This is a genomic window from Streptomyces sp. NPDC093111, from assembly GCF_040683955.1.
Classification (GTDB): Bacteria; Actinomycetota; Actinomycetes; order Streptomycetales; family Streptomycetaceae; genus Streptomyces.
On the sequence record NZ_JBFBNW010000014.1, the window covers coordinates 89,866 to 112,710 of the forward strand.

A 22,845-nucleotide genomic window follows, 5' to 3' on the forward strand; every position below is an offset into this window, starting at 1 on the left:
GGGAAGGGGAAACGGCGAGGTGGCGCAGACGAATGAATCCGCTGACCGGTTGACGCCGGTGCTGCGGCCGGTACGCGCGGGCAACGGCTTCGAGGAGGCGCTGGAGCAGATCCTCCAGATCGTCCGGCTCGGCCTGGTGCCCGGCGGGGAGCGACTGCCGGCCGAGCGGGAACTGGCGGACCGGATGGGGATCAGCCGGGTCACCCTGCGGGAGGTCCTGAAGGTGCTCCAGGAACAGGGCCTGGTGGAGAGCCGGCGCGGGCGGTACGGCGGCACCTTCGTGCTCCGGCGCCCGCAGACGGCGGACGAGGCGGAGCTGCGGCGCCGGATCGCGGCCGTCGACGTGGAGGACACGCTGCGCTTCCGGGAGGTCCTGGAGGTCGGCGCGGCCGGTCTCTGCGCGGCCCACGGCCTGGACGAGGAGGGTGCCGGGCGGCTGCGCACGGCGCTGGCGGCCACCCATGACGCCCCGCTCGGCGACTACCGGCGGCAGGACACGCTGCTGCACCTCACGCTCGCCGAGCTGTCCGGTTCGCCGACGCTGACCGCGCAGTACGCGGCGGTGCGCGCGACCGTCAACGACCTGCTCGACTGCATCCCGCTGCTCGTGCGGAACCTGGAGCACTCGCAGCACCAGCACACCGCGCTGGTGGAGGCGGTGCTCGACGGGGACGCGGACGCGGCGCGCGAGGTGATGCGGGAGCACTGCGGCGGGACGGCGGCGCTGTTGCGGGGGTTCCTGACCTGACGGCCGGGCCCGCCGCCCCCTTCACGTAACCCGAAAGTAACGCAGAGGGCTTGCGCTGCCCATCCGGGCGACGCAAAGGTATGGGACCAATCCATTGGGACCCTTGCGGGGAGCTGACCGCTGCCATGACGTTGGACGACACCTCAGGCACTCCAGGCACCACTCCAGGCACCACCGGCACGACCGGCACCACAGGAAAGAGCACCGCGCCCGACGACTACCTGGAGCGGCGCACCCTGCGCCGCGGCAGCGCCGGCTGGCTGCTGCTCACCGGGCTCGGCGTCGCCTACGTCGTCTCCGGCGACTTCTCCGGCTGGAACATCGGCCTGTCCAAGGGCGGCTTCGGCGGCCTCGCCATCGCGACCGTCCTGATGGGCGCGATGTACGCGTGCCTCGTCTTCTCGCTCGCCGAACTCTCCGCGATCCTGCCCACGGCGGGCGGCGGCTACGGCTTCGCCCGGCGGGCGCTCGGCACCTGGGGCGGCTTCCTCACCGGCACGGCCATCCTCATCGAGTACGTCCTGGCCCCCGCCGCCATCTCGATCTTCATCGGCGACTACGTCGAGTCCCTCGGGCTCTTCGGCCTGGAGTCGGGGTGGCCGGTCTACCTCGTCTGCTTCGCGCTCTTCATCGGCATCCACCTGTGGGGCGTCGGCGAGGCGCTGCGCTTCAGCCTGATCGTCACCGCCGTCGCGGTGGCGGCGCTACTGGTCTTCGCGCTCGGCGCGCTCAGCGACTTCCACGTCGACGGCCTGAACGACATCCCGGTCGACAAGGGGGCCGTCGGCTCCTCCTCCTGGCTGCCGTTCGGGCTGCTCGGGATCTGGGCCGCGTTCCCCTTCGGCATGTGGTTCTTCCTCGGCGTCGAGGGCGTGCCGCTGGCCGCCGAGGAGGCCAAGGACCCGGTGCGCTCGATGCCGAGGGCGCTCGCCCTGTCGATGGGCATCCTGGCGCTGCTCGCGGTGGTGACCTTCTTCGCGGCCACCGGGGCGCGCGGCTCCGCCGCCATCCAGGAGGCGGGCAACCCGCTGGTGGTGGCGCTCCAGGGCGACGGGGCGCCGACCGCGCTCAGCCGCTTCGTCAACTACGCGGGACTCGCGGGCCTGGTCGCCTCCTTCTTCTCCCTCATCTACGCGGGCTCCCGCCAGCTCTTCGCCCTGTCCCGGGCCGGCTACCTGCCCCGCTTCCTCTCCCTCACCAGCCGCCGCAAGTCGCCCTACCTGGGGCTGCTCATCCCGGGCGCCCTCGGCTTCGCGCTCGCCGCGGGGACCGGCAACGGGGCCCGGATGCTGAACATCGCGGTCTTCGGCGCCACCATCTCGTACGCCCTGATGGCGCTCTCCCACATCGTGCTGCGCCGCCGTGAGCCGGGGCTCGCCCGGCCGTACCGCACCCCGGGCGGGGTGGTCACCTCCTCGGTGGCCTTCGTCCTGGCCCTGTCGGCGCTCGTGGCGACCTTCCTGGTCGACAAGGACGCGGCCCTCATGGCCCTCGGGGTCTATGTCGTCGCCCTCGCCTACTTCGCGTTCTACAGTCGCCACCACCTGGTGGCGAAGGCGCCGGAGGAGGAGTTCGCCGCGCTCGCGGCGGCCGAGGCGGAACTCGAACGCTGAGGCGGCGGCAGCGGTCCCGGCCGTCGCCGGGGCCGCTGCCGCCGCCCCCTGGAATCCGTACCGGAGGAGAAGCCCATGCCCACGCCCAAGCCGCTCATCGGCGTGACGACCTATCTGGACCAGGCCCGCTGGGGGGTGTGGGACCTGCCCGCCGCGCTGCTGCCGGCCGCGTACCCGCGGCTCGTGCAGGCGAGCGGCGGGCTCGCCGCGATGCTGCCGCCGGACGACCCGTCGACGGCGGCGGAGGCGGTCGCCCGGCTCGACGGGCTGGTGGTCGCGGGCGGCGCCGACGTGGAGCCGGTACGGTACGGGGCCGCGCCCGACCCCCGCACCGGTCCGCCCGCCCGGGCCCGGGACGGCTGGGAGCTGGCCCTGATCGAGGCCGCCCTGGCCGCCGGGGTCCCCGTGCTCGGCATCTGCCGGGGCATGCAGCTCCTCAACGTGGCCCTCGGCGGCACCCTCGTCCAGCACCTGGACGGGCACACGGAGGCGGTCGGCGTGATGGGCCGCCACCCGGTCGAGCCGGTGCCCGGCACCCTGTACGCGTCCCTCGTCCCCGAGCGGTCCGAGGTGCCGACCTACCACCACCAGTGCGTCGACATCCTCGGCAAGGGCCTGACCGCCTCCGCGCACGCCCTGGACGGCACGGTGGAGGCGGTCGAGCTGGCCGGCCCCGCCTGGGCGCTCGGGGTGCAGTGGCACCCGGAGATGGGCGAGGACCTGCGGGTGACGCGGGCGCTGGTGGCGGCGGCTAGCCGGCGGTCGGCGGGGTGACGGGCGCGGGGATCCGGCCGCGCATGAGCAGGGCGTAGAGGACGGCGGCCACCGCCACGCCGGCCGGCAGCGACAGGTCCACTCCCCCGAGGGCGTCGGCGACCGGGCCGGTGTAGGCGGTGTTCACGCAGAGCGCCGCCACCGCCGCCCCGCCCGCCACGGCCACCGCACCGGCCGGGTTGACCCCGGCCACGTACCAGAAGGCGCTGTCCCGGGTCTCGTCCATGAGCGCCCGGCCGTCGTAGCGGTTGCGCCGCAGCAGGATGTCGACGGCGTAGACGGTCATGGCGGGGCCGAGCAGGATGACGGTGAGCTCCAGGACGTTGCTGACGGTGTCCAGGAAGTTGGAGACGAGCAGCGCGTAGAGGGTGAGGCCGACGGCGACGGCGCCGTCGGCGAGCACGCTGAGGGAACGCCGGATCCGCAGCCCGACCGCCTGCAGGGCGAGGCCCGCGCTGTAGGCGGTCATGGCGTTGATGGCGATCGTGCCGAGGACCAGGGACAGCAGGAAGAGCGGGGTGAACCAGCCCGGGAGCATGGTCTCCAGGGCGGCCTGCGGATCGGTCATGTCGACGACGGTCGCGGCGAGCGCGCCGAGGGAGCAGACCACGACGCTGGGCAGGAAGCCGCCGAGCGCGGTCCAGCCGACGACCGCGCGTCTGGAGGTGGTGGCCGGGAGGTAGCGGGAGAAGTCGGCGCTGGTCGTGTACGACAGCGGGCCCGCGGCGATGAGGGTGACGCCGCCGATCAGGGTCGCCCACAGGGCGGTGCCGGTCAGCGGGGCGTCGGGCGCGTAGCCGAAGTCGGCGTGCCGCAGCACCGCGTAGCCGACGACGCCGAACGCGGCGGTCAGCGCGATGGTGATCGGCAGGTAGAGCCGGATGATGAGGGCGTGCCCGTAGACGCCGATGGTGAGCGTGGCGGCGGCGATGAGCAGGACGACGCCGATCTTGACGCCGGTGCCGGCGTGCAGGCCGGCCTTCTCGACGAGCGCGAAGGCGGCGCCGGCCGCGGCGGCCAGGTTGAGGGCGAAGTAGCAGACCGAGATCATCCAGCCGGTGACGGCGTTGTTCACCCGGTTGCCCCGCACGCCGTACATGGCCCGGGTGATGACCTCGCTGGGGGCTCCGGCGGCGGGCCCGGAGACCGCGAGCACGCCCGTCAGCAGCCAGAACGCGTTGCCCACGACGATCACCGCGAGGGCCTGGCCGAGGCCGAGGCCCATGAGGACGAGCGCGCCGCCGATGACCAGGCTGAGGTAGTTCACGTTCGCCGCGGCCCAGACGGAGAACAGCTCGCGGGGACGCCCGTGGCGTTCGGTGTCGGGGATGTGGTCGATGCCGTGGGATTCGATCCGGGCGGGCCGGTCCGTGGCCGACCGCGCGGCGGGGGCGCTGGCGCGCGGGTCGGGGAACGTGGAAGCCATACGGCCCTCCGAGTGAACGTGTCGTGCACACCTGGTTGCTTATTGGTCGCACACTCAATAGCATCTCCGGTATGTCGTCAAGCGTCCCGCGCAAACGAGTTCGCAAATCTCCCGAGGCCCGGCGGGCCGAGATAGTGGAGGCCGCGGCCCGGGTGGCCCTCACCGAGGGCCTCGAATGCGTGACCCTGCGGCGCATCGCCGACGAGCTCGCCGTGCGCCCCGGACTGATCAGCCACTACTTCCCCTCGGCGGAGGACCTGGTGGCCGAGGCGTTCGCCGTCGCGGCCCTCGGCGAACTCGAATCCCTGCTCCCGGCCGACCGCCCCGACGGCACGCCCACGGAGTACCTGGCGCGCTACTTCGCCCTGTCCATGGGCGAGGCCTACGACGACATCAGCCGCCTCTGGATCAACGCCCGCCACCTCAGCCGCTACCGCCCCGTCCTGCGCGACCGCGTCACCGAGATGGAACTCGCCTCCGACGACCGCTTGGAAGCCCTCATCAAGGAAGGCATCGAGCGGGGCGAATTCCGCACGGACGACCCCCGGGCGACGGCCATCCAGATCCTCGTGGTCCTCGACGGCCTGGGCTCCCACGCCAACTCCGACCGCACGGACCGCCCGGCGTCGGTGACGCGCATGGCCGTGACGACGGCGGAACGAGAACTGAACCTGAAACCGGGAACGCTGACCCCGAACACCCCCTGACCAGCCCCTTCACCCTTCACCCTCCCCCCTCACACCCTCCGCTCCCTCCTGCCCCTTGGAGCCCCTGTGCGCACCCGCCTTGTCCTGTCCTCCGCCCGACTGCTCGACCCGGGTACCGGTACGTTCCTGCCACAGACGGCACTCGCCGTGTCGCAGGACGGGCGGATCTCGGCGCTCGGCGACGACCGGGAGATCCGCGGGCTCGCGGACGCCGGGACCGAGGTGGTCGACCTGAAGGGCGCCGTGGTCACGGCCGGCCTCGTCGACGGACACCTGCACCCGGTCATCGGGGCCGAACTGACCGACGGCCTCGACCTGTCGCACTGCGCGGACGTGGCCGACGTGCGGGACGCGCTGGCGGCGGCGGTACGGGAACTCGGGCGCGGCGACTGGCTGTTCGGCTGGGGCCTCGACCCGAACGTGTTCGGCGACGCGCCCGTGGGCATCGCCCCGTTCGACGCGGTGCTCGACGGGATCCCGGCCTTCCTGCTGCTCTTCGACGCGCACTCGGCGCTGGCGAGCCGGCGGGCGCTGGAGATCGCCGGGGTGGACGGCCCGCGCACCTTCGACCAGGCCTCGGCCGAGGTCGTCTGCGACGCGGACGGGCGCCCGACGGGCCTGCTCCAGGAGGACGCCGCGTGCGAGCTGGTCGAGCGGGTCGCGCCGCAGCCCACCCGGGAGGAGCGGCGGGACCGGCTGGCGGCGGCGCTGCGGGCGATGGCGGCGGCCGGACTGACCGGCGGGCACGTGATGGACGCGAACGGCGAGAGCCTCGCGCTGCTGGCCGAGCTCGACGCGGCGGGCGAGCTGCCGCTGCGGCTGCGGGTGGCGCCGTGGTGCCAGCCGGGCACGGACGCGGAGGGCGTACGGGAGCTGATCGCCCAGCAGGGCACGGGCGGCGGGCTGTGGCGGGTGGACGGCGTGAAGCTGTTCATGGACGGCACCATCGACAACGGCACGGCGTGGCTGGAACGGCCCGACTGCCACGGGGAGTCCACGCACGCGTTCTGGCCTGATCCGGCCGCGTACACGCACATCATCGGCGAGCTGCACCGGGCCGGGGTGCCGACGGCGACGCACGCGATCGGCGACGCGGCGGTACGGCACGCGCTGGACGCGGTGGAGAAGGCGGCGGCCGCGGGCGGTCCCGCTGTCCGGCACCGGGTGGAGCACATCGAGACGGTGCCGAACGACACGCTGCACCGCTTCGCGGAGCTGGGCGTACTGGCCTCGATGCAGCCCACGCACTGCTGCGACTTCACGCGGGCGGACCACACCGACAACTGGTCGCGGCGGCTGGGCGAGGAGCGCGCGTCGCGCGCCTGGCGCTGCCGTGACCTGTGGGACTCGGGGGCCACGGTGGTCCTGGGCTCGGACTGGCCGATCGCCCCGTTCCCGCCGCTCGGCGTACTGGCCGGCGCCCGCCACCGCCGCCCGAGCCGCGACCTGACCCAGCCGCCGCACGGCCCGGAGCAGGCACTGACGGGCCTGGAGGCGCTGCGCGCGATGACCGTGAACGCGGCCTACGCGTCGCACGAGGAACACGAGGCGGGCCGCCTCGCCCTGGGCCACCGCGCGGACCTCACGGTCCTGGCCGACGACCCGGTGACCACCCCGGCCACAACCCTCCCGGACCTGCCGGTCCTCCTGACGACGGTGGACGGCCGGGTGACGTTCCGCTCGGAACAGACGGGCTGAGTCGAGTCCGCCGGGCGCCCGGGGGGGGCGGGCGCGGTAGCCCTGGCCGCCCGGCAGCCGCCGACGGCCCGCCACGGTCACGTCGTCCGGGACCCCGCCGAAGCCCGCCCGTAAGGACGAGCAAGGCACGCCACCCCGCCCAGACCGGCCCCGACAGCCACCGACCGCCCGCCACAGTCACGTCATCCGGACCCCGCCGAAGCCCGCCCGCAAGGACGGGCACGGCGCAACACCCCGCCCCGGCCGCCCCGGCAGCCGCCGACGCCCCGCCACAGTCACATCATCCGGACCCCGCCGAATCCCGCCCGCAAGGACGGGCACGGCACACCACCCCACCCAGGCCAGCCCCGACAGCCACCGACAGCCCGCGCCCATGGCGCCGCGCAGACCCCCCTGGGCCCGCCCTCAAGGGCGGGCCCAGGGCGACACCCCGCCCAGGCCGGCCCCACCGACCGCCGACACCCACCCATGGCGCCGCCCTAACCGCTGCCGTGCCCGCCCGCGGGCGCGCCGCGACGCCCCGTCCCGGCCGAAGGCCGAACACGCGCGCACCCAGCCACCCTGCAGCCGCCGACGGCCCGCGCCCCCCACGGGGAAGACCCGCACCTCTGCCCTCCCACTCGCACGGGCGGTGCGGGTGGGAACGACAAGCCCGGCCGGAGGTCGGGCGCACCCCCGAACCGCCCTCGCCCCCCTACCCCCCCGGCCGCGCCCGCGTGAGCGACAGCAGGTCCCGGGCCGGGCCCGAGGGGCGGTGGCCGGTGGGCCAGACGGCTCGGAGGTCGCGGCGGAGGAGGACGCCGGCTACGGGGATGGCGACCAGGCGGCGGGAGGCGAGTTCCTCGGTGAGGGCGAGTTCGCTCAGGACTGCGGGGCCCGCGCCCGAGACGGCCGCCGCCTTCACCGCGGTCGTGGAGGCGAGTTCGAGGAGCGGCTGGGCCAGGCCGCCGTGGCCGGCGAGGGCCGCGTCGAGGACCTGGCGGGTGCCGGAGCCGCGTTCGCGCAGGACGAGCGGGGTCACGGCGAGCTCCGCCGGTTCGAGGGGCTTGCGGCGCCGGGCCCACGGGTGGGAGGGCGCGGCGACGACGGTCAGCCGGTCGTGCGCGATGACCGCCCCGTCCAGGCCCTCCGGTATGGCCAGGCCCTCCACGAAGCCCAGGTCCGCCTCCCCCGACAGCAGCCGCTCGGCGACGGCCGCGGAGTTGCCGGCCTGGAGGGACACGGCGGTGTCGGGCCGGTCCGCGCGCAGGGCGATGAGCCAGCCGGGCAGCAGGTACTCGGCGATGGTCATGGACGCGGCGACCCGCAGCCGCGAGTCCCGGCGCCCCCGCAGCGCCTGCACCCCCGCGTCGAACGCCTCCGCCGCCTCGACGATCCGCCGCGCCCAGTCCGTCACGAGCGCCCCCGCGTCGGTGAGCCGCGACCCGCGCGGGGAACGGTCGACGAGGGCGACGCCCAGCTGGCGTTCCATCGAGCGGATGCGGCTGCTGGCGGCGGGCTGGGTGATGCCGACGTCCCGGGCGGCCCGGCCGAGGCTGCCGTGCCGGGCCACCGCGAGGAGCAGTTCGAGCGCGCCGAGGTCGGGAACCCGGTGGGACAGGGGGTGCGGGATGTCGCTCGGCTCGCTGCTCATAAAGCCAGCTTATGGGCTCATAGTCACGATGTCCCTGGTGGGGGGGCGTGCGCGGGGGAGAAAGTCGAGACATGGCAACAATCGCTCCTTCCCGGTCGGTCCCCACCGCCGCCACCCCCGGCACCCGGTGGACCTCGGTCCGTCACCTCGGCCCCAACTGGTACGCCGCGGTCATGGGCACCTCCATCCTCGGCACCGCGGGAGCGACCCTCCCGGTGGACGTCCCAGGACTGCGTACCGTCTGCACCGCCGTGTGGGCGCTGTCCCTCGTGATGCTGGTGACGCTCCTCGGCGCCCGGTCGCTGCACTGGATCCACCACCGCGACCAGGCCCGCACCCACCTCCTGGACCCGGCGGTGGCCCCGTTCTACGGCTGTCTGTCGATGGCGCTGCTCGCGGTCGGCGGCGGTGCGCTGATCGTCGGCAAGGACTGGATGGGGCTGCCGGCGGCCGTCGCCCTCGACAGCGTGCTGTTCGTCGTCGGCACGCTGATCGGCCTGGCGGCCGCGGCGGGGATCCCGTACCTGATGGTGGCCCGCCACCGCATCGAGACCGCGTCGCCCGCCTGGCTGCTGCCCGTCGTCGCCCCCATGGTCTCGGCCGCCGTCGGCCCGCTGCTGGTGCCCCACGTGGCGGCCGGGCAGGCCCAGGAGACCCTGCTGCTCCTCTGCTACGCGATGTTCGGCGTCAGTCTGCTGGCGACCCTGGTGATGCTGCCGCTGGTCTTCGGGCGGCTCGTCACCGGCGGCCCGCTGCCCCTGGCGCTGACCCCCACGCTGTTCCTGGTCCTCGGCCCCCTGGGCCAGTCGACGACCGCCGCGAACAAGTTCGCCGACGCCGCCCAGGGCGTGCTGCCCGCCTCGTACGCGCACGGCTTCACCGCCTTCGCGGTCCTGTACGGCGTCCCCGTGATGGGCTTCGCGCTGCTGTGGCTGGTGTTCGCGAGCGCCCTCGTGGCCCGGGCACGCCGTCAGGGCATGGGGTTCGCGATGACCTTCTGGGCCTTCACCTTCCCCGTCGGCACCTGCGTGACCGGCGCCGAGGGCCTGGCCCAGCACACCGGGCTCGCCCTGTTCCGCTGGCTGGCGGTCGGGCTGTACGCGCTGCTGGTCGCCGCCTGGCTGGTGGCCGCGACCCACACCCTGCGCGGGCTGTTCAGCGGAGCGCTGCTCGCAGCACCCGGGGCGCCTCGGCCAGTGACGGCCCGTACCAGGTGAGATGACGTCCGTCGACGAGCGCGGCGACGGCCCCGGGGAACGCCTCGGGGCCGTCCTCGCGGGTGAAGCGGTACGGCTCGTCCGGCAGCACGACCAGCTCGGGCCCCAGGGCGTTGAGCTCCTCGACCGGGACGCGCGGGTAGCGCTCGGGATGCCCGGCGCAGAGGTTGCGGACGCCGAGCCGGGCGAGGAGGTCGCCGGCGAAGGTGTCGCGGCCGAGCACCATCCAGGGGCGGCGCCAGATCGGTACGACGGCGGTGCGGGGCGGCCCGTCCGGGGTCACGGCGGCCCAGGCGGCCTCGGCCGCGTCCAGCCAGCCGGGCCGGGCGCGTACCCCGCAGGCGGCCAGGACCCGGTCGAGCTCGGCGAGGGCCTGGTCGAGGGTGCGGATCTCGGTGACGAGGACGTCGAGCCCGGCGGCGCGCAGGGCGTCGAGGTCATGGGCCCGGTTCTCCTCCTCGTTGGCGATCACGAGGTCGGGGCGGAGGGCGGCGACGGCGGCCGGGTCCGGGTTCTTGGTGCCGCCGATCCGCACGGCGTCGCCGAGGTCCGCGGGGTGGGTGCACCAGTCGGTGACGCCGACGAGGGTGCCGGGCGGGGCGGAGACGGCGACGGCCTCGGTGAGCGAGGGCACCAGCGACACCACCCGCGGCCCGCTCATGCCTCCGCGGCCTCGATGTGGTCGGCGACGGAGACGAAGACCAGCCGGGTGCCGGGGAGGGTGGCCCGCCAGCGGTGCCGCACCCCGCCGGAGAGGTAGAGGGTGTCGCCGCGTCCCAGGCGGTACGCGCGGCCCTCGGCCTCGATCTCGGCGGCGCCGTCCGCGACGTACAGCAACTCGTCGTTGCGGTGCAGGAATTCACGGCCGGCGTCCTGTTCGCCGGTGAACTCCAGGGCCTGCAGCTGGTGTCGGCCGCGGACCAGCGGCCGGACGCCGGGCGGCATCTCCCACAGCTCCTCGTCGGCGCGGACGACGTCCACGGTGCGGGCGGCCTCGGCGGCGGCGAGGAGCTCGGCCGCGGTGGTCTCCAGGGCCACGGCGACCAGCTGGAGCGAGCGGTCGCTGGGGCGGGCCCGCTCGTTCTCGACCTGGCTGAGGAAGGGTACGGACAGGCCGCTGCGCTGCGCGACGACGGCCAGCGTGAGCTGGAGCGCCCTGCGGCGCCTTTTGACGGCCGCGCCCACGCGCAGCGACTCCTTGTCGTCCATGTCGGCCCCCTCCCTCGTGTCTCGTGCCTTACGCGTACTGGTCGGTTAACTGAACCTTACGCAGCTTTGGGCCGGGGTTTCGCGTCGTGGCGAAAAGGGGTGGTCGCCGAACACGCTCGGCGACCACCCCTTTTCGGACAGGAGTCGTTCCGGTGGGCTACTGCGGCGCGAGCCGCTTCGCTACGCCCGGGTTCCGGTCGAGCCAGGTGCGCACGGCCTCCTGCTCCTTGCCCTTGCCGGTCTCCTGGATGACGGCCTCCAGACCGGTGAGCTCCTTCTCGCTCAGCTCGAAGTTCTTCAGCCAGCCGGCGACCTCGGGGTTCTCGGCGCCGAAGCCCTTGCGGGCGAGGGTGTGGACGCCGTCGCCCTTGCCCCAGGCACCCCGCGGGTCGTCGAGCTTCTTGAGGTCGTAGGTGGAGTAGGCCCAGTGCGGCGACCAGAGGGTGACCGCGATCGGCTCCTTCTTGGCGTACGCGCGCTTGAGTTCGGCCAGCATGCCGGCGGTCGAGCCGTCGACGACCTTGTACTCGCCCTCCAGGCCGTACTCCTTGAGCACCTTGTCGTTGAGGATGCCCATCATTCCGGCGCTCGGCTCGATGCCGACGATCCGGCCCTTGAACTGCCCGCCCTTGCCCTTGAGATCGGCGAGGGAGTTCACGTCCTTCATGTACGAGGGGACGGTGAGCTCCAGCGAGGTGGGGCCGTACCAGGAGCCGAGGTCCTCCAGCTTGTCGTGGTACTTCGCCCAGTACTGGGAGTGGGTCACGGGCAGCCAGGCGTCGGTCTGGAAGTCGATCTGGCCGCCGGCGAGGCCGGTATAGAGAGCGCCGGCCTCCAGCTGCTTGGTGTCGACCTCGTAGCCGCGCCGCTCCAGGAGCTCCTTCCAGAGGAAGGTGGAGGCGATGCCCTCGTCCCACGGGATGTAGCCGAGGCTGATCTTCTTGCCGTGGCCGGTGTTCGCGCCGGACGCGGCGGTGGAGGAGGCGCCGCCGGAGCCGAGGAAGCCCATGCCGCCGGCGACGAGCGCGAGGACGACGACGCCGACGAGGGCGGTGACGGGCTGCGGGCGGTGGTCCCACAGGCGCGCGCCGGCACGGGCGGCGCTCGCGGCGCGGGCCTTGGCGAGGGCGCGGCGGCCGAGCGGGGAGACCTGGCGGCCGAGCGCTCCGGTCATCCGGTCGAGGTACATGGCCAGGATGACGATGGAGATGCCGGCCTCGAAGCCGAGACCGATGTCGACGTTGCCGATGGCCCGGTAGACGGCGCCGCCGAGCCCGCCGCCGCCGACCATGCCGGCGATGACGACCATGGAGAGGCCGAGCATGATCACCTGGTTGACGCCGGCCATGATCGTGGGCAGCGCGAGCGGCAGCTGGACCCGCAGCAGGGTGTTGCGCGGGGTGGTGCCGAATGCCTCGGCGGCCTCGACGAGCTCGCCGTCGACCTGGCGGATGCCGAGCTCGGTCATCCGGACGCCGGGCGGCAGCGCGAAGACGATGGTGGCGATGATGCCGGGGACGACGCCGACGCCGAAGAAGATGATGCCGGGGATGAGGTAGACCATCGCCGGCATGGTCTGCATGAAGTCCAGGACCGGGCGCAGCACGGCGCTCACCGTCTTGGAGCGGGCCGCCCAGATGCCGAGCGGCACGGCGATCACGAGGGTGACGAGGGTGGCGACCAGCACCAGCGAGAGGGTCGACATGGCGTCGTCCCACAGCTCGATGGAGTCGACGAGGGCGAAGCCCGCGAAGGCGAGGACGCCCGCGGTCAGCCCGCGCAGCCACCAGGCGACGATCGCGAGGATGCCCGCGAAGAGCAGCGGCTGAGGTGCGGAGAGGACGGTGTCGATGCCGTCGTAGAGGCCGGTGACGACGGTGGTGACGGCGTCGAAGAGCCAGGACAGCTGGGCCTGGAGCCAGTCGACGGTGCTGTCGACCCACTCGCCGAGGGGGAGCCTAGGCACGGGCGGTCACCTCCTGGCCGGCGAGGCTGCCCATGGCGGCGAGGAGACGTTCCTGCGGTACGACTCCGAGGGCGCGGCCGTCGGCGTCCTCGACGACCACGGGGTGCGGGGCCAGCGCGGAGACGGCGCACAGGTCGGCGAGGAGCGTGTCGGGCGTCACGGCGCGGCAGGAGCAGTCGGCCGGGCAGTCGCCGGGGGCGACGACGCCGTCGGTCATGACGGCGGAGGCGGTGAGCACCCGGGTGCGGTCGACGTCCTGGATGAAGGAGGCGACGTAGTCGTCGGAGGGGCGGACCAGGATGTCCTCGGCGGTGCCGAGCTGGACGATCCGGCCGTCGCGCATGACGGCGATGCGGTCGCCGAGGCGCATGGCCTCGTTGAGGTCGTGGGTGATGAAGACGATGGTCTTCTTCAGCTTCTGCTGGAGCACGAGGAGCTGGTCCTGCATGTCGCGGCGGATCAGCGGGTCGAGCGCGCTGAACGACTCGTCCATGAGCAGCAGGTCGGCGTCGGTCGCGAGGGCGCGGGCCAGGCCGACGCGCTGTTGCATGCCGCCGGAGAGCTCGTCGGGCCAGGAGGTCTCCCAGCCGCCGAGCCCGCACAGTTCGAGGGCCTCGGCGGCGCGCTTCTCGCGCTCGGCGCGCGGGACGCCCTGGACCTCCAGGCCGTAGGCGGCGTTCTCGAGGACGCTGCGGTGCGGGAAGAGAGCGAAGTGCTGGAAGACCATGCTGATCTTCCGGGAGCGGACGGTGCGCAGCTCCCGGGGGGACAGCGCGGTCAGGTCGGCGCCGTCGTACAGGACGCGGCCCGCGGTTGGTTCGAGCAGGCCGTTGAGCATGCGGAGGAGGGTGGACTTGCCCGACCCCGACAGACCCATGACAACGAAGATCTGGCCCGGTTCCACGGTGAAGGAGGCGTCGACGACGGCCGCCGTGGTCCCCTCGGCGCGCAGGGCCTCGCGGTCGGCTGCGCCCTCCGCGGCGGCCAGCTTGCGGACGGCTTCATCGGGTCGTCTGCCGAACACCTTGTACAGGTGGTCGGCCTGGAGCCTGGACACATACACCTCACGGGTAGGAACGAAAAACGGCCCGCCACCCCCGTAGCAGCCGGGCCGTGGAGCGGGGCGGGTTCTGTCCGCTCGGCCCGTCGCGTGCGGGATCCGTCGCCGTGAGGCGTCGCATCCCGCACCGGGTCCGCTCCGGGCTCGCGCCTGCCCCCGCCCTCGGGGGGCAAACGCGAAGGTGACGGGGGTCACGCGGGGGTGCGGGAACCGGGCGGCGGGTGCCCGGGGCGCGGGGAGGTCCGGGTGCGGTGGGGGCGGTGCCGGGGCGATGTCGGTGGGGTGCGGCATGATCGGGGTGTGACGCGACGCCTGATGCTCCTCGACACCGCCAGCCTCTACTTCCGCGCGTACTTCGGCGTGCCGGACTCGGTCCGCGCGCCCGACGGGACGCCGGTCAACGCCGTCCGGGGGCTGCTCGACTTCATCACCCGGCTCGTCCAGGACCACCACCCGGACGACCTGGTGGCCTGCTGGGACGAGGACTGGCGGCCGCAGTGGCGGGTGGACCTCATCCCCTCGTACAAGGCGCACCGGGTGGCCGAGGTGACGGAGTCGGGGCCGGACGAGGAGGAGATCCCGGACACCCTGTCGCCGCAGGTGCCGGTGATCGAGGAGGTGCTGGCGGCGCTGGGCATCGCCCGGGTCGGCGCCGCGGGCTTCGAGGCCGACGACGTGATCGGCACGCTGACCGCGCGGGCCGAGGGCCCGGTGGACATCGTCACGGGCGACCGGGACCTGTTCCAGCTGGTCGACGACGGGCGCGGGGTGCGGGTGCTGTATCCGCGCAAGGGCGTCGGCGACTGCGACCTGGTGGACGACGAGCTGATCCTGACGAGGTACGGGGTGCGGCCCGGCCAGTACGCGGACTTCGCGGCGCTGCGCGGGGACGCGAGCGACGGGCTGCCCGGCGTGAAGGGCATCGGGGAGAAGACGGCGGCGCAGCTGATCACGGAGTACGGCGACCTGGCGGGCGTCCGGGCGGCGGCGGCCGACCGGACCTCGAAGCTGACCCCGGCGAAGCGGCGCGGCATCGTGGAGGCGGCGGAGTACCTGGACGTGGCGCCGACGGTGGTCCGGGTGGCCCGGGACGTCCCGCTGCCGGAGTTCTCCGCCGCGCTGCCGTCCGCGCCCCGGGACCCGGCGGCGCTGGCCGCGCTGGTGGAGCGGTGGGGGCTGGGCGGGGCGGTGGGTCGCCTGCTGCCGGTCCTCGGGGCGGGGCACTGAGGAGAGCCCCTGGAGCCGCCCGAGCCGGGGTGCTAACTTAGGCAAACCTAAGTTTTTTGATCGGAACGGGGAGACCGTCGTGGCAGATCAGCCCGCACGCAAGGCACCGAAGGCCCACGAGGCCCAGGTGGTGCGCACCGAGCGGATCACCCCGCACATGGTGCGTCTGGTTCTGGGCGGCCCGGGGCTCGACGCGTTCGAGCTCGGCGCGTACACGGACCACTATGTGAAGCTGCTCTTCGCGCCGGAGGGCGTGAGCTATCCGGAGCCGTTCGACATGGAGCGGATCCGCGCGGAGTTCCCGCGCGAGCAGTGGCCGACGACGCGGACGTACACGGTGCGGGCCTGGGACCCGGTGCACCGGGAGCTCGCCGTCGACTTCGTGGTCCACGGCGACGAGGGCCTGGCGGGCCCGTGGGCGGCGCGGGCGCGGGTCGGCGACACGGTGCGGATGCTCGGCCCCGGCGGCGGCTACGCCCCGGACGAGGCGGCGGACTGGCACCTGCTCGTCGGCGACGAGAGCGCCCTGCCGGCCGTGGCGGTGGCCCTGGAGCGGCTGCCCGAGGGCTCCGTGGTGCACGCCTTCCTGGAGGTCTCGGACGCCTCGGAGGAGCAGAAGTTCGCGACCGCGGCGGGCGTCGAGGTCACCTGGCTGCACCGCGGCGAGCGCCCCGCGGGCGAGGCGCTGCTGGCGGCCGTCCGCGGCCTCGACTTCCCGGCCGGCGACGTCCACGCCTTCGTGCACGGCGAAGCGGGCTTCGTGAAGGACCTGCGCCGCCACCTGCGCATGGACCGCGCGGTGCCGCGCGAGCGCCTGTCGATCTCGGGCTACTGGCGCCTGGGCAAGACGGACGAGGCCTGGCGCGCGATCAAGCGCGACTGGAACGACCAGGTGGAGCGCGAGCAGGAGAACTGACGCACACCGGACGACGACGCCGAAGGGGCGGGAGCCGAGGGCTCCCGCCCCTTCGGCGTACCGTGACGCCCCGGCCCCCGGACTCCCCCGCTCACGTACCGGAGCCGAAGAGGCGTCCCGAGGCGTCCACTTGGGCCATCCGGCGCAGGGCGGCGAACATGGCCTCTCCCAGCACCGTGCCGATGACCACGCTCTCGACGATCTCCTCGCGGACCACGTTGCGCGCGACGTAGTCGACGTCGACGCGGGCCACCTGCTCCGCCGCGTCGGCGTAGGCGTCGAGGACCTCGGCGAAGGCGCCGTGCCCGACGCTCTCCAGGGCGGCGAGGGCGACGGCGAGTGCCTCGGCGGCGGGGCCCTGGGCGTGGGCGTGCCAGCCCCGGCGGGCGATCAGCTCCGCGACCGCCTCGCGGGCGGCGTCCAGGTCGTCGTCCTCCTCGCCCTCGTAGCGCGGCACCAGCCGCTCCGCGGCCGCGCCGAGCACCTGGTGCACCGGCAGCTCGGGATCGTCTATCGCCCCGATGACCTCCCGGATGCCCGCGACCGACATCCCCCCGACGTCCAGCAGTGCGCGGATCAGGCGGAGGCGCTGGACGTGCGTCTCCTCGTACGAGGCCTGGTTCGGGCTCGTGAGCCGCCCGGCGGGCAGCAGCCCTTCCCGCACGTAGTACTTGATGGTCGGCACGGACACACCCGCCCTGCGACTCAACTCTCCAATGCGCACCGCGCGTTCACCTTCCAGATCGCACTCCGGCCTTGCCACCGGTCCCCCCATCATAGATAGTGGCGCTATCGGATAGCGGAAAGCGCCACTATCCATTCTGTCCAACGGGGGATTCCACATGCCATCCACACCGACACCCACACCGATACCGACCTCGCCCGCGAACTCGGCACCACAACTACGCACCCTCCACCGCCCCCTGGTCTGGTTCACCGCCTCGATGGGCGTCCTGGCCCTCGTGTGCGTCGGCGGGCTCCTGTTCGACGACCGGGTTCTCGTCGGCGCCCCGATTTGGGCCAAGCCGTTCAAGTTCTCGGTCTCGTTCGTCGCGTACGGGCTGACGCTCGCCTGGATGCTCTCCCTGCTGCCGGGCACCCGCGCCCGCCGGGTCGGCTGGTGGTCGGGGACCGTCCTCACCGTCGCGAGCCTCGCGGAGATGGTCCTCATCACGACGCAGGTCGTCCGGGGGCAGCAGAGCCACTTCAACCGGGCGACGCCCTTCGACGCCGCCCTCTTCCAGGCGATGGGCATGACGGTCGTCGTGCTCTGGCTGGCCGCGCTCGTCATCGCCGTCCTGCTGCTGCGCGCCAGGATCCTGGACCGGGCCACGGCCTGGGCGGTGCGGATCTCCTCGTTCGTCGCGATCGCCGGCGCGGCCGTCGGCTTCGTGATGGTCCAGCCGACCTCCGAGCAGCTCGCCCAGAAGGACCCGGCGACGGTGGGGGCACACAGCGTCGGCGTCCCGGACGGCGGTCCCGGCATGCCGCTCACCGGCTGGTCCACCACCGGCGGGGACCTGCGCATAGCGCACTTCTTCGGCATGCACGCGCTGCAACTGATCCCGCTGGTCCTGCTGGTGCTGTCCGCGCTCGCCCCGCGCTTCGCCCGGCTCGCCGACGACCGGCTCCGGCTGCGGGTCGTCCTGGTGGCCTCGGCCGCGTACACGGCGACCTTCGCCCTGCTGGCCTGGCAGGCGCTCCGCGGCCGGCCGCTCCTCTCCCCCGACGGCCCGACCCTCGCCGCGGCCGGTGCCATAGCGGCCTTCGCCCTGGCGGGCACCGCGCTGGCCCTCCGCGCCCCGTCACCGTCCGCCCCGCGCCAGGAGCTCGCGGCATGACCGGCTTCCTCTTCGAGCTGACCTTCGTCCTCGCGGCACCGGTCTGGCTGCTCATGATCCTCGCGCCGGGCCGCCGGCTCACCGAGCGGGTGGCGGCCTCACCCCTGACCGTGCTGCCGGTCCTCGCGCTCTACCTGGTCCTCGTCGCCCCCGTACTGCCCGCGCTCTGGTCCGCGGTCAGCTCGCCCGACCTCGACGTCTTCCGCGCCCTGACGGCGTCACCGAACGGCGCCGCCGCCGTGTGGGCCCAGATCATCGCCTGGGACCTCCTGCTCGGCCAGTGGATCTACCGCGAGGGCCGCCGCCTGGCCCTCTCCCCCTTCCTGATGAGCCCCCTCCTCGTCCTCACGATCCTGCTCTCCCCGATCGCCCTGCTCCTGTTCCTGCCGATCCGGGCCACCGCACAGCGCGAACACCCCCGGGAACAACGGGCCTGACACCCCATGGAGCCCGCCGACCGATCACCGCGCCCGCACCGTCCCCAGCACCTCCCGGTCCGGCTGGAGGGTCAGGCCCGGGACGGGGTGGATCTCGCCGGGGTCGAGGTCGACGCGGAAGCGGCGGGCCAGGACGGCGAGGACGAGGACGGCCTCGACCATCGCGAAGCGGGTGCCGAGGCAGACGCGGGGGCCGCCGCCGAAGGGGTACCAGGCGTACTCGGGTATCTCCTCCGCCGGCTCGCCCTCCGCCGGGTCCAGCCAGCGCTCGGGGCGGAACTCCAGCGGGTCCCCGTACCAGCGGGCGTCGCGGTGGGTGGCCCACTGGCTGCTCCACACGCGGGTGCCGGCGGGGACCGGGGCGCCGCCCAGCACGGCGCCCTCCTTGGCGATGCCGGTGAGCAGCCAGATGGTGGGGAACAGGCGCAGGGTCTCCTTCACCACCGCCTGGGCGTAGGCGAGTTCGGCGTAGTCGTCGAAGCCGGGGTCCCGGTCGCCGAGGACCCGGTCGAGCTCGGCGGCGAGGGCCTCGGAGACACGGGGGTTGCGGGAGAGGAGGTACCAGGCCCAGACGAGGGTGGAGCTGGTGGTCTCGTGGCCGCCGATGTAGAGCGTGACGGTCTCGTCGCGGATCTCCCGGTCGGAGAGGTGGGCGCCGGTCTCGTCCCGGGCGGCGAGCAGGCGGCTGAGGAGGTCGGGCCGCTCGGTGTCGCCGTCGCGGTGGCGGGCGACGACCCGGGAGACCTCGGCGTCGATGACGGCGGTGGCCCGCTTGATCCTGGCCCGGCCGGGTGTCGGCATCCAGTCGGGCAGGAGGGCGCCGATGCCGCTGAACTCGGCGCCGATCTCCTGCTGGGCGATGTCCATGGCGCGGCCGATGGCCTCGGCGTCGGCCGCCGTGTCGACGCCGAAGATGGTCCGGACGGCGATGAGCTGGGTGAGGGCCGCCATCTCCTTCTTGACGTCCACGCGCTGGCCGTCGCTCCACCGTCCGGCGAGGTCGACGGCGCACTCGGCCATGGTGGCGGCGTAGGACTTGACCTGCCGGGGCCGTACGGAGGGCTGCACGAGCGAGCGCTTGCGCCGCCAGTCGGCGCCCTTGGCGACCACGACCCCGTCGCCGAGCAGGGTGCGGAAGGCGATGCCGAGGTCGGGCTGGTCGAAGGTCCGCTCGACCTCGGTGAGGAGCTCCCCGATGGTCTCGGGGTGGGCGATGAACAGGGCGGGCGTGTTCCCGAAGCGCCAGCGGACGAAGTCCCCGCGTTCACGCAGCCGTTCGAAGAAGGCGAGCGGGTCCTTGCCGAACTCCGGCAGGTTCCCGAGCAGGGGGACGCCGCGCGGCCCCGGCACTGTCTTCCGCCCGTCCGCCGTCGTGGTGGCGACGGCGGACGAACCGGCTTGCGTGGTCACGTGCGTTTCCTTCCGCAGGAGTTGCGTGGCGCTGTGCCCCAAGTACTCGTTCTTCTGTACGAGTTCATGGAAGCGGAAGGAAGCACCCTTCGCCACCCCTGTGGATAACCCTTGTCAGGCTCAGCTCACGGAGCTGTAGGCCACGACCCCCCTCAGCAGCGACTCGACCGCCTTGCGGGCATTCTTCGCGACCGTGCTGTTCTCCCGCGGCGCGGCCGCCGCGATCTGCCCCAGGACGTCGATGACCTGCTTGCACCAGCGGACGAAGTCGCCCGCCGGCATCTCGGCCTCGCGCAGCACCTCGTCCAGGCCCTTGTCGGAGGCCCACTGGTAGGCCGCCCAGGCGAAGCCCAGGTCGGGCTCGCGCTGGCCGACGCCTTCGGCCTGGTGCAGCTTGAACTCCTCCTCCAGCGAGTCGAGCCGCCCCCAGATCCGCACCATCTCGCCGAGCGCCGCCTTGGCCTTGCCGGCCGGCAGCTTCGGCGCGACGGCGTCGTCGGCCTGCCGCGCCTCGAAGACGAGCGCGGAGACGCACGCGGCGAGTTCGGCCGGGCTGAGCCCCTCCCACACGCCCTCGCGCAGGCACTCGCTGGCGAGCAGGTCGAGCTCGCCGTACAGCCGGGCGAGCCGCTTCCCGTTCTGGGTGACGTCGTCGTCGCGGAGGTAGTCGAGCTCGGTGAGGAGCGCGACGATCCGGTCGAAGGTGCGGGCGATCGTGTTGGTGCGGCCCTCGATGCGCCGCTCCAGCTGCTGGGTGTCGCGCTGCAGCCGGTGGAAGCGCTCGGCCCAGCGGGCGTGGTCCTCGCGCTCGTCGCAGCCGTGGCACGGGTGCGCCCGGATCTCGGTGCGCAGCCGGGCGATCTCGCGGTCGTCCGCGGCGGCGGCGCGCTTCTTGTGCTGCCGCTCGGGGTTGAGGTGCCCGGTCTTGGTGCGCAGCGCCGAGGCGAGGTCGCGGCGGGACTGCGGGGAGCGCGGGTTGAAGGAGCGCGGGATCCGCATCCGGTCCAGCGCCTCGACCGGCACCGGGAAGTCGATCGACGCGAGCCGCTTGACCTGCCGCTCGGCGGTGAGCACCAGCGGGCGCGGCCCGTCGTGGTGCTCGAAGCCGCGGTGCCCGTTGGTCCGCCCGGCCGGCAGACCGGGGTCGAGGACGAGGGCGAGTCCGGCGAACTTGCCGGTCGGCACGTGGATCACGTCGCCGGGCTTCAGCCGCTCCAGGGAGGCGGCGGCCTCCGCGCGGCGCTGGTGGGCGCCTTGCCGGGCCAGGTCCGTCTCGCGGTCCTTGAGGTCGCGGCGCAGCCGCGCGTACTCCTCGAAGTCGCCGAGGTGGCAGGTCATGCCCTCGCGGTAGCCCTCCAGGCCCTCCTCGTTCTTCTGGACCTGCTTGGAGATCCCGACGACCGAGCGGTCGGCCTGGAACTGGGCGAAGGAGGTCTCCAGGAGCTCGCGGGAGCGGTGCCGGCCGAACTGGTCGACCAGGTTGACCGCCATGTTGTACGAGGGCTTGAAGCTGGAGCGCAGCGGATACGTGCGGGTGCCGGCGAGTCCGGCCAGGTGGCCCGGGTCGAGGCCGCGCTGCCACAGGACGACGGCGTGCCCCTCGACGTCGATGCCCCGGCGGCCGGCGCGGCCGGTGAGCTGGGTGTACTCGCCGGGGGTGATGTCGGCGTGCTGCTCGCCGTTCCACTTGACGAGCTTCTCCAGGACCACGGAGCGGGCCGGCATGTTGATGCCGAGCGCCAGGGTCTCGGTGGCGAAGACGGCCTTGACGAGGCCACGGACGAAGAGCTCCTCGACGACCTCCTTGAAGGTCGGGAGCATGCCGGCGTGGTGGGCGGCGATGCCGCGCTCCAGCGCTTCCAGCCACTCGTAGTAGCCGAGGACGTGGAGGTCCTCGCTCGGGATGGCGGCGGTGCGCTCCTCGACGATCTCGCGGACGCGGCGGCGCCCGTCCTCGTCGTTGAGCCGCAGGCCGGCGTAGAGGCACTGCTGGACGGCGGCCTCGCAGCCGGCCCGGCTGAAGATGAAGGTGATGGCGGGCAGCAGGCCCTCGGCGTCGAGCCGCTCGATGACCTCGGGCCGGCCGGGGGTCCAGATCCGGGAGCGCTGGCGCCGCTCGCGCTCGCGGTCGGCCTCGCGGACCATCTTGCCGCGGCGCCGGTCGCGCGGGTTGTACGTGCGCGAGTTCTCGGTGCGGGCGAGGCGCAGCAGGTCGGGGTTGACCTCGCGGCGGGAGGCGCCGCGGCCGCCGTGGTCGGTCTCCTCCTCGAAGAGGTCGTACATCCGCCGGCCGGCCAGGACGTGCTGCCACAGCGGCACGGGGCGGCTCTCGGAGACGATCACCTCGGTGTCGCCGCGGACGGTGTCGAGCCAGTCGCCGAACTCCTCGGCGTTGGAGACCGTCGCGGAGAGCGACACCAGCGTCACGGACTCGGGGAGGTGGATGATCACTTCCTCCCAGACGGCGCCGCGGAAGCGGTCGGAGAGGTAGTGCACCTCGTCCATGACCACGTAGCCGAGGCCGGAGAGCGCCTGGGACCCCGCGTACAGCATGTTGCGGAGGACCTCGGTGGTCATGACGACGATCGGGGCGTCGCCGTTGACACTGTTGTCGCCGGTGAGCAGGCCGACCTTGTCGTTGCCGTACCTCTTGACGAGGTCGGCGTACTTCTGGTTGGAGAGCGCCTTGATGGGCGTCGTGTAGAAGCACTTGCGCCCCTGGAGGAGCGCGAGGTGGACGGCGAACTCGCCGACGATGGTCTTGCCCGAGCCCGTGGGAGCGGCGACGAGCACGCCCTTGCCCGCTTCGAGGGCCTTGCACGCCTCGATCTGGAAGGGGTCCAGACCGAACTCGTACATCTCCCGGAAGGGGGCCAGCGCGGTGGCCTGCTCGACGTTGCGGGCGCGGGCGGCCGCGTACGCTTCGGCTGGTGTGAGGTCCTCTGTCATCTTGTCGTCGAGCC

At 73.4% G+C, this 22,845-nt stretch carries 19 protein-coding genes; 10 read left to right on the top strand and 9 right to left on the bottom strand.

The genetic code is table 11. The annotated features are described in order from the left end of the window. Positions 1-19: 19 nt before the first annotated feature. From AB0Q96_RS24865 to AB0Q96_RS24875, 3 genes are all read left to right on the top strand, one after another. Positions 20-748 carry an FCD domain-containing protein gene (locus AB0Q96_RS24865; RefSeq protein ID WP_365329024.1) on the top strand — a complete coding sequence of 243 codons (729 nt, stop codon included), beginning with the start codon at positions 20-22 and terminating at the stop codon, positions 746-748. 125 nt (positions 749-873) lie between these two features. Further along, positions 874-2,361 carry an ethanolamine permease gene (eat, locus tag AB0Q96_RS24870; RefSeq protein WP_365329026.1) on the top strand — a complete coding sequence of 496 codons (1,488 nt, stop codon included), beginning with the start codon at positions 874-876 and terminating at the stop codon, positions 2,359-2,361. Positions 2,362-2,436: 75 nt separating this feature from the next. Continuing rightward, on the top strand, positions 2,437-3,135 hold the full coding sequence (locus AB0Q96_RS24875) for a gamma-glutamyl-gamma-aminobutyrate hydrolase family protein (protein WP_365329028.1): 699 nt from the start codon (positions 2,437-2,439) through the stop codon (positions 3,133-3,135). On the opposite strand, the gene AB0Q96_RS24880 is transcribed toward AB0Q96_RS24875, so the two are convergent. Then, a complete protein-coding gene (locus AB0Q96_RS24880) occupies positions 3,113-4,561 on the bottom strand; it encodes a cytosine permease (protein WP_365329030.1) in 1,449 nt (482 codons plus the stop codon). The two genes, AB0Q96_RS24875 and AB0Q96_RS24880, sit on opposite strands and share 23 nt — an antisense overlap. A 71-nt stretch (positions 4,562-4,632) precedes the next feature. Here AB0Q96_RS24880 and AB0Q96_RS24885 point away from each other — a divergent pair, with 71 nt between their 5' ends. Next, positions 4,633-5,268 (top strand): TetR family transcriptional regulator, encoded by a 636-nt coding sequence (locus AB0Q96_RS24885; protein WP_365329032.1) that lies wholly within the window; start codon positions 4,633-4,635, stop codon positions 5,266-5,268. Positions 5,269-5,334: 66 nt separating this feature from the next. Next, the gene (locus tag AB0Q96_RS24890) at positions 5,335-6,966 is read left to right on the top strand and encodes an amidohydrolase (RefSeq protein ID WP_365329035.1); all 1,632 of its coding nucleotides are present in this window, start codon (positions 5,335-5,337) and stop codon (positions 6,964-6,966) included. Positions 6,967-7,660: 694 nt separating this feature from the next. On the opposite strand, the gene AB0Q96_RS24895 is transcribed toward AB0Q96_RS24890, so the two are convergent. Beyond that, positions 7,661-8,599, bottom strand: coding sequence for a LysR family transcriptional regulator (locus AB0Q96_RS24895; protein WP_365329037.1), 939 nt, complete (start codon positions 8,597-8,599; stop codon positions 7,661-7,663). Positions 8,600-8,670: 71 nt separating this feature from the next. Here AB0Q96_RS24895 and AB0Q96_RS24900 point away from each other — a divergent pair, with 71 nt between their 5' ends. Next, the gene (locus AB0Q96_RS24900) at positions 8,671-9,816 is read left to right on the top strand and encodes a TDT family transporter (protein ID WP_365329038.1); all 1,146 of its coding nucleotides are present in this window, start codon (positions 8,671-8,673) and stop codon (positions 9,814-9,816) included. On the opposite strand, the gene AB0Q96_RS24905 is transcribed toward AB0Q96_RS24900, so the two are convergent. The 4 genes from AB0Q96_RS24905 to AB0Q96_RS24920 all read right to left on the bottom strand — a co-directional run bounded on the left by AB0Q96_RS24905 (position 9,755) and on the right by AB0Q96_RS24920 (position 14,048). Next, positions 9,755-10,477 carry a helical backbone metal receptor gene (locus AB0Q96_RS24905; protein WP_365329040.1) on the bottom strand — a complete coding sequence of 241 codons (723 nt, stop codon included), beginning with the start codon at positions 10,475-10,477 and terminating at the stop codon, positions 9,755-9,757. The two genes, AB0Q96_RS24900 and AB0Q96_RS24905, sit on opposite strands and share 62 nt — an antisense overlap. Then, on the bottom strand, positions 10,474-11,025 hold the full coding sequence (locus AB0Q96_RS24910; protein WP_365329042.1) for a helix-turn-helix domain-containing protein: 552 nt from the start codon (positions 11,023-11,025) through the stop codon (positions 10,474-10,476). Before AB0Q96_RS24910 ends, AB0Q96_RS24905 begins: the two co-directional genes overlap by 4 nt. 157 nt (positions 11,026-11,182) lie before the next feature. Continuing rightward, positions 11,183-12,991 carry an ABC transporter permease/substrate binding protein gene (locus tag AB0Q96_RS24915; RefSeq protein ID WP_365329044.1) on the bottom strand — a complete coding sequence of 603 codons (1,809 nt, stop codon included), beginning with the start codon at positions 12,989-12,991 and terminating at the stop codon, positions 11,183-11,185. Then, positions 12,984-14,048: a betaine/proline/choline family ABC transporter ATP-binding protein gene (locus AB0Q96_RS24920; RefSeq protein ID WP_365329046.1), complete on the bottom strand. Its 1,065-nt coding sequence runs from the start codon at positions 14,046-14,048 to the stop codon at positions 12,984-12,986. The genes AB0Q96_RS24915 and AB0Q96_RS24920 overlap by 8 nt, the downstream gene beginning before the upstream one ends. Positions 14,049-14,366: 318 nt before the next feature. Between AB0Q96_RS24920 and AB0Q96_RS24925 the strand changes: the two genes are divergently transcribed. Together AB0Q96_RS24925 and AB0Q96_RS24930 are read left to right on the top strand one after the other, a co-directional pair. Next, positions 14,367-15,278 (top strand): 5'-3' exonuclease, encoded by a 912-nt coding sequence (locus AB0Q96_RS24925; protein WP_365329382.1) that lies wholly within the window; start codon positions 14,367-14,369, stop codon positions 15,276-15,278. Positions 15,279-15,357: 79 nt separating this feature from the next. Continuing rightward, complete coding sequence (locus AB0Q96_RS24930) at positions 15,358-16,194, top strand: siderophore-interacting protein (RefSeq protein WP_365329049.1); 837 nt, start codon at positions 15,358-15,360, stop codon at positions 16,192-16,194. A gap of 91 nt (positions 16,195-16,285) precedes the next feature. Here AB0Q96_RS24930 and AB0Q96_RS24935 read toward each other — a convergent pair whose 3' ends face one another. Continuing rightward, positions 16,286-16,918: a MerR family transcriptional regulator gene (locus tag AB0Q96_RS24935; RefSeq protein WP_365329051.1), complete on the bottom strand. Its 633-nt coding sequence runs from the start codon at positions 16,916-16,918 to the stop codon at positions 16,286-16,288. A gap of 220 nt (positions 16,919-17,138) precedes the next feature. On the opposite strand from AB0Q96_RS24935, the gene AB0Q96_RS24940 reads away from it, so the two are divergent. Together AB0Q96_RS24940 and AB0Q96_RS24945 are read left to right on the top strand one after the other, a co-directional pair. Beyond that, positions 17,139-18,035 (top strand): hypothetical protein, encoded by an 897-nt coding sequence (locus AB0Q96_RS24940; RefSeq protein ID WP_365329383.1) that lies wholly within the window; start codon positions 17,139-17,141, stop codon positions 18,033-18,035. Further along, a complete protein-coding gene (locus tag AB0Q96_RS24945) occupies positions 18,032-18,472 on the top strand; it encodes an ABA4-like family protein (RefSeq protein WP_365329053.1) in 441 nt (146 codons plus the stop codon). The genes AB0Q96_RS24940 and AB0Q96_RS24945 overlap by 4 nt, the downstream gene beginning before the upstream one ends. Positions 18,473-18,496: 24 nt before the next feature. Here the strand turns inward: AB0Q96_RS24945 and AB0Q96_RS24950 are convergent, their stop codons facing one another. Both AB0Q96_RS24950 and AB0Q96_RS24955 read right to left on the bottom strand, forming a co-directional pair. Further along, positions 18,497-19,882: a cytochrome P450 gene (locus tag AB0Q96_RS24950; protein WP_365329056.1), complete on the bottom strand. Its 1,386-nt coding sequence runs from the start codon at positions 19,880-19,882 to the stop codon at positions 18,497-18,499. Between the two features lie 120 nt (positions 19,883-20,002). Next, complete coding sequence (locus AB0Q96_RS24955) at positions 20,003-22,831, bottom strand: DEAD/DEAH box helicase (RefSeq protein ID WP_365329058.1); 2,829 nt, start codon at positions 22,829-22,831, stop codon at positions 20,003-20,005. Positions 22,832-22,845 lie beyond the last annotated feature (14 nt).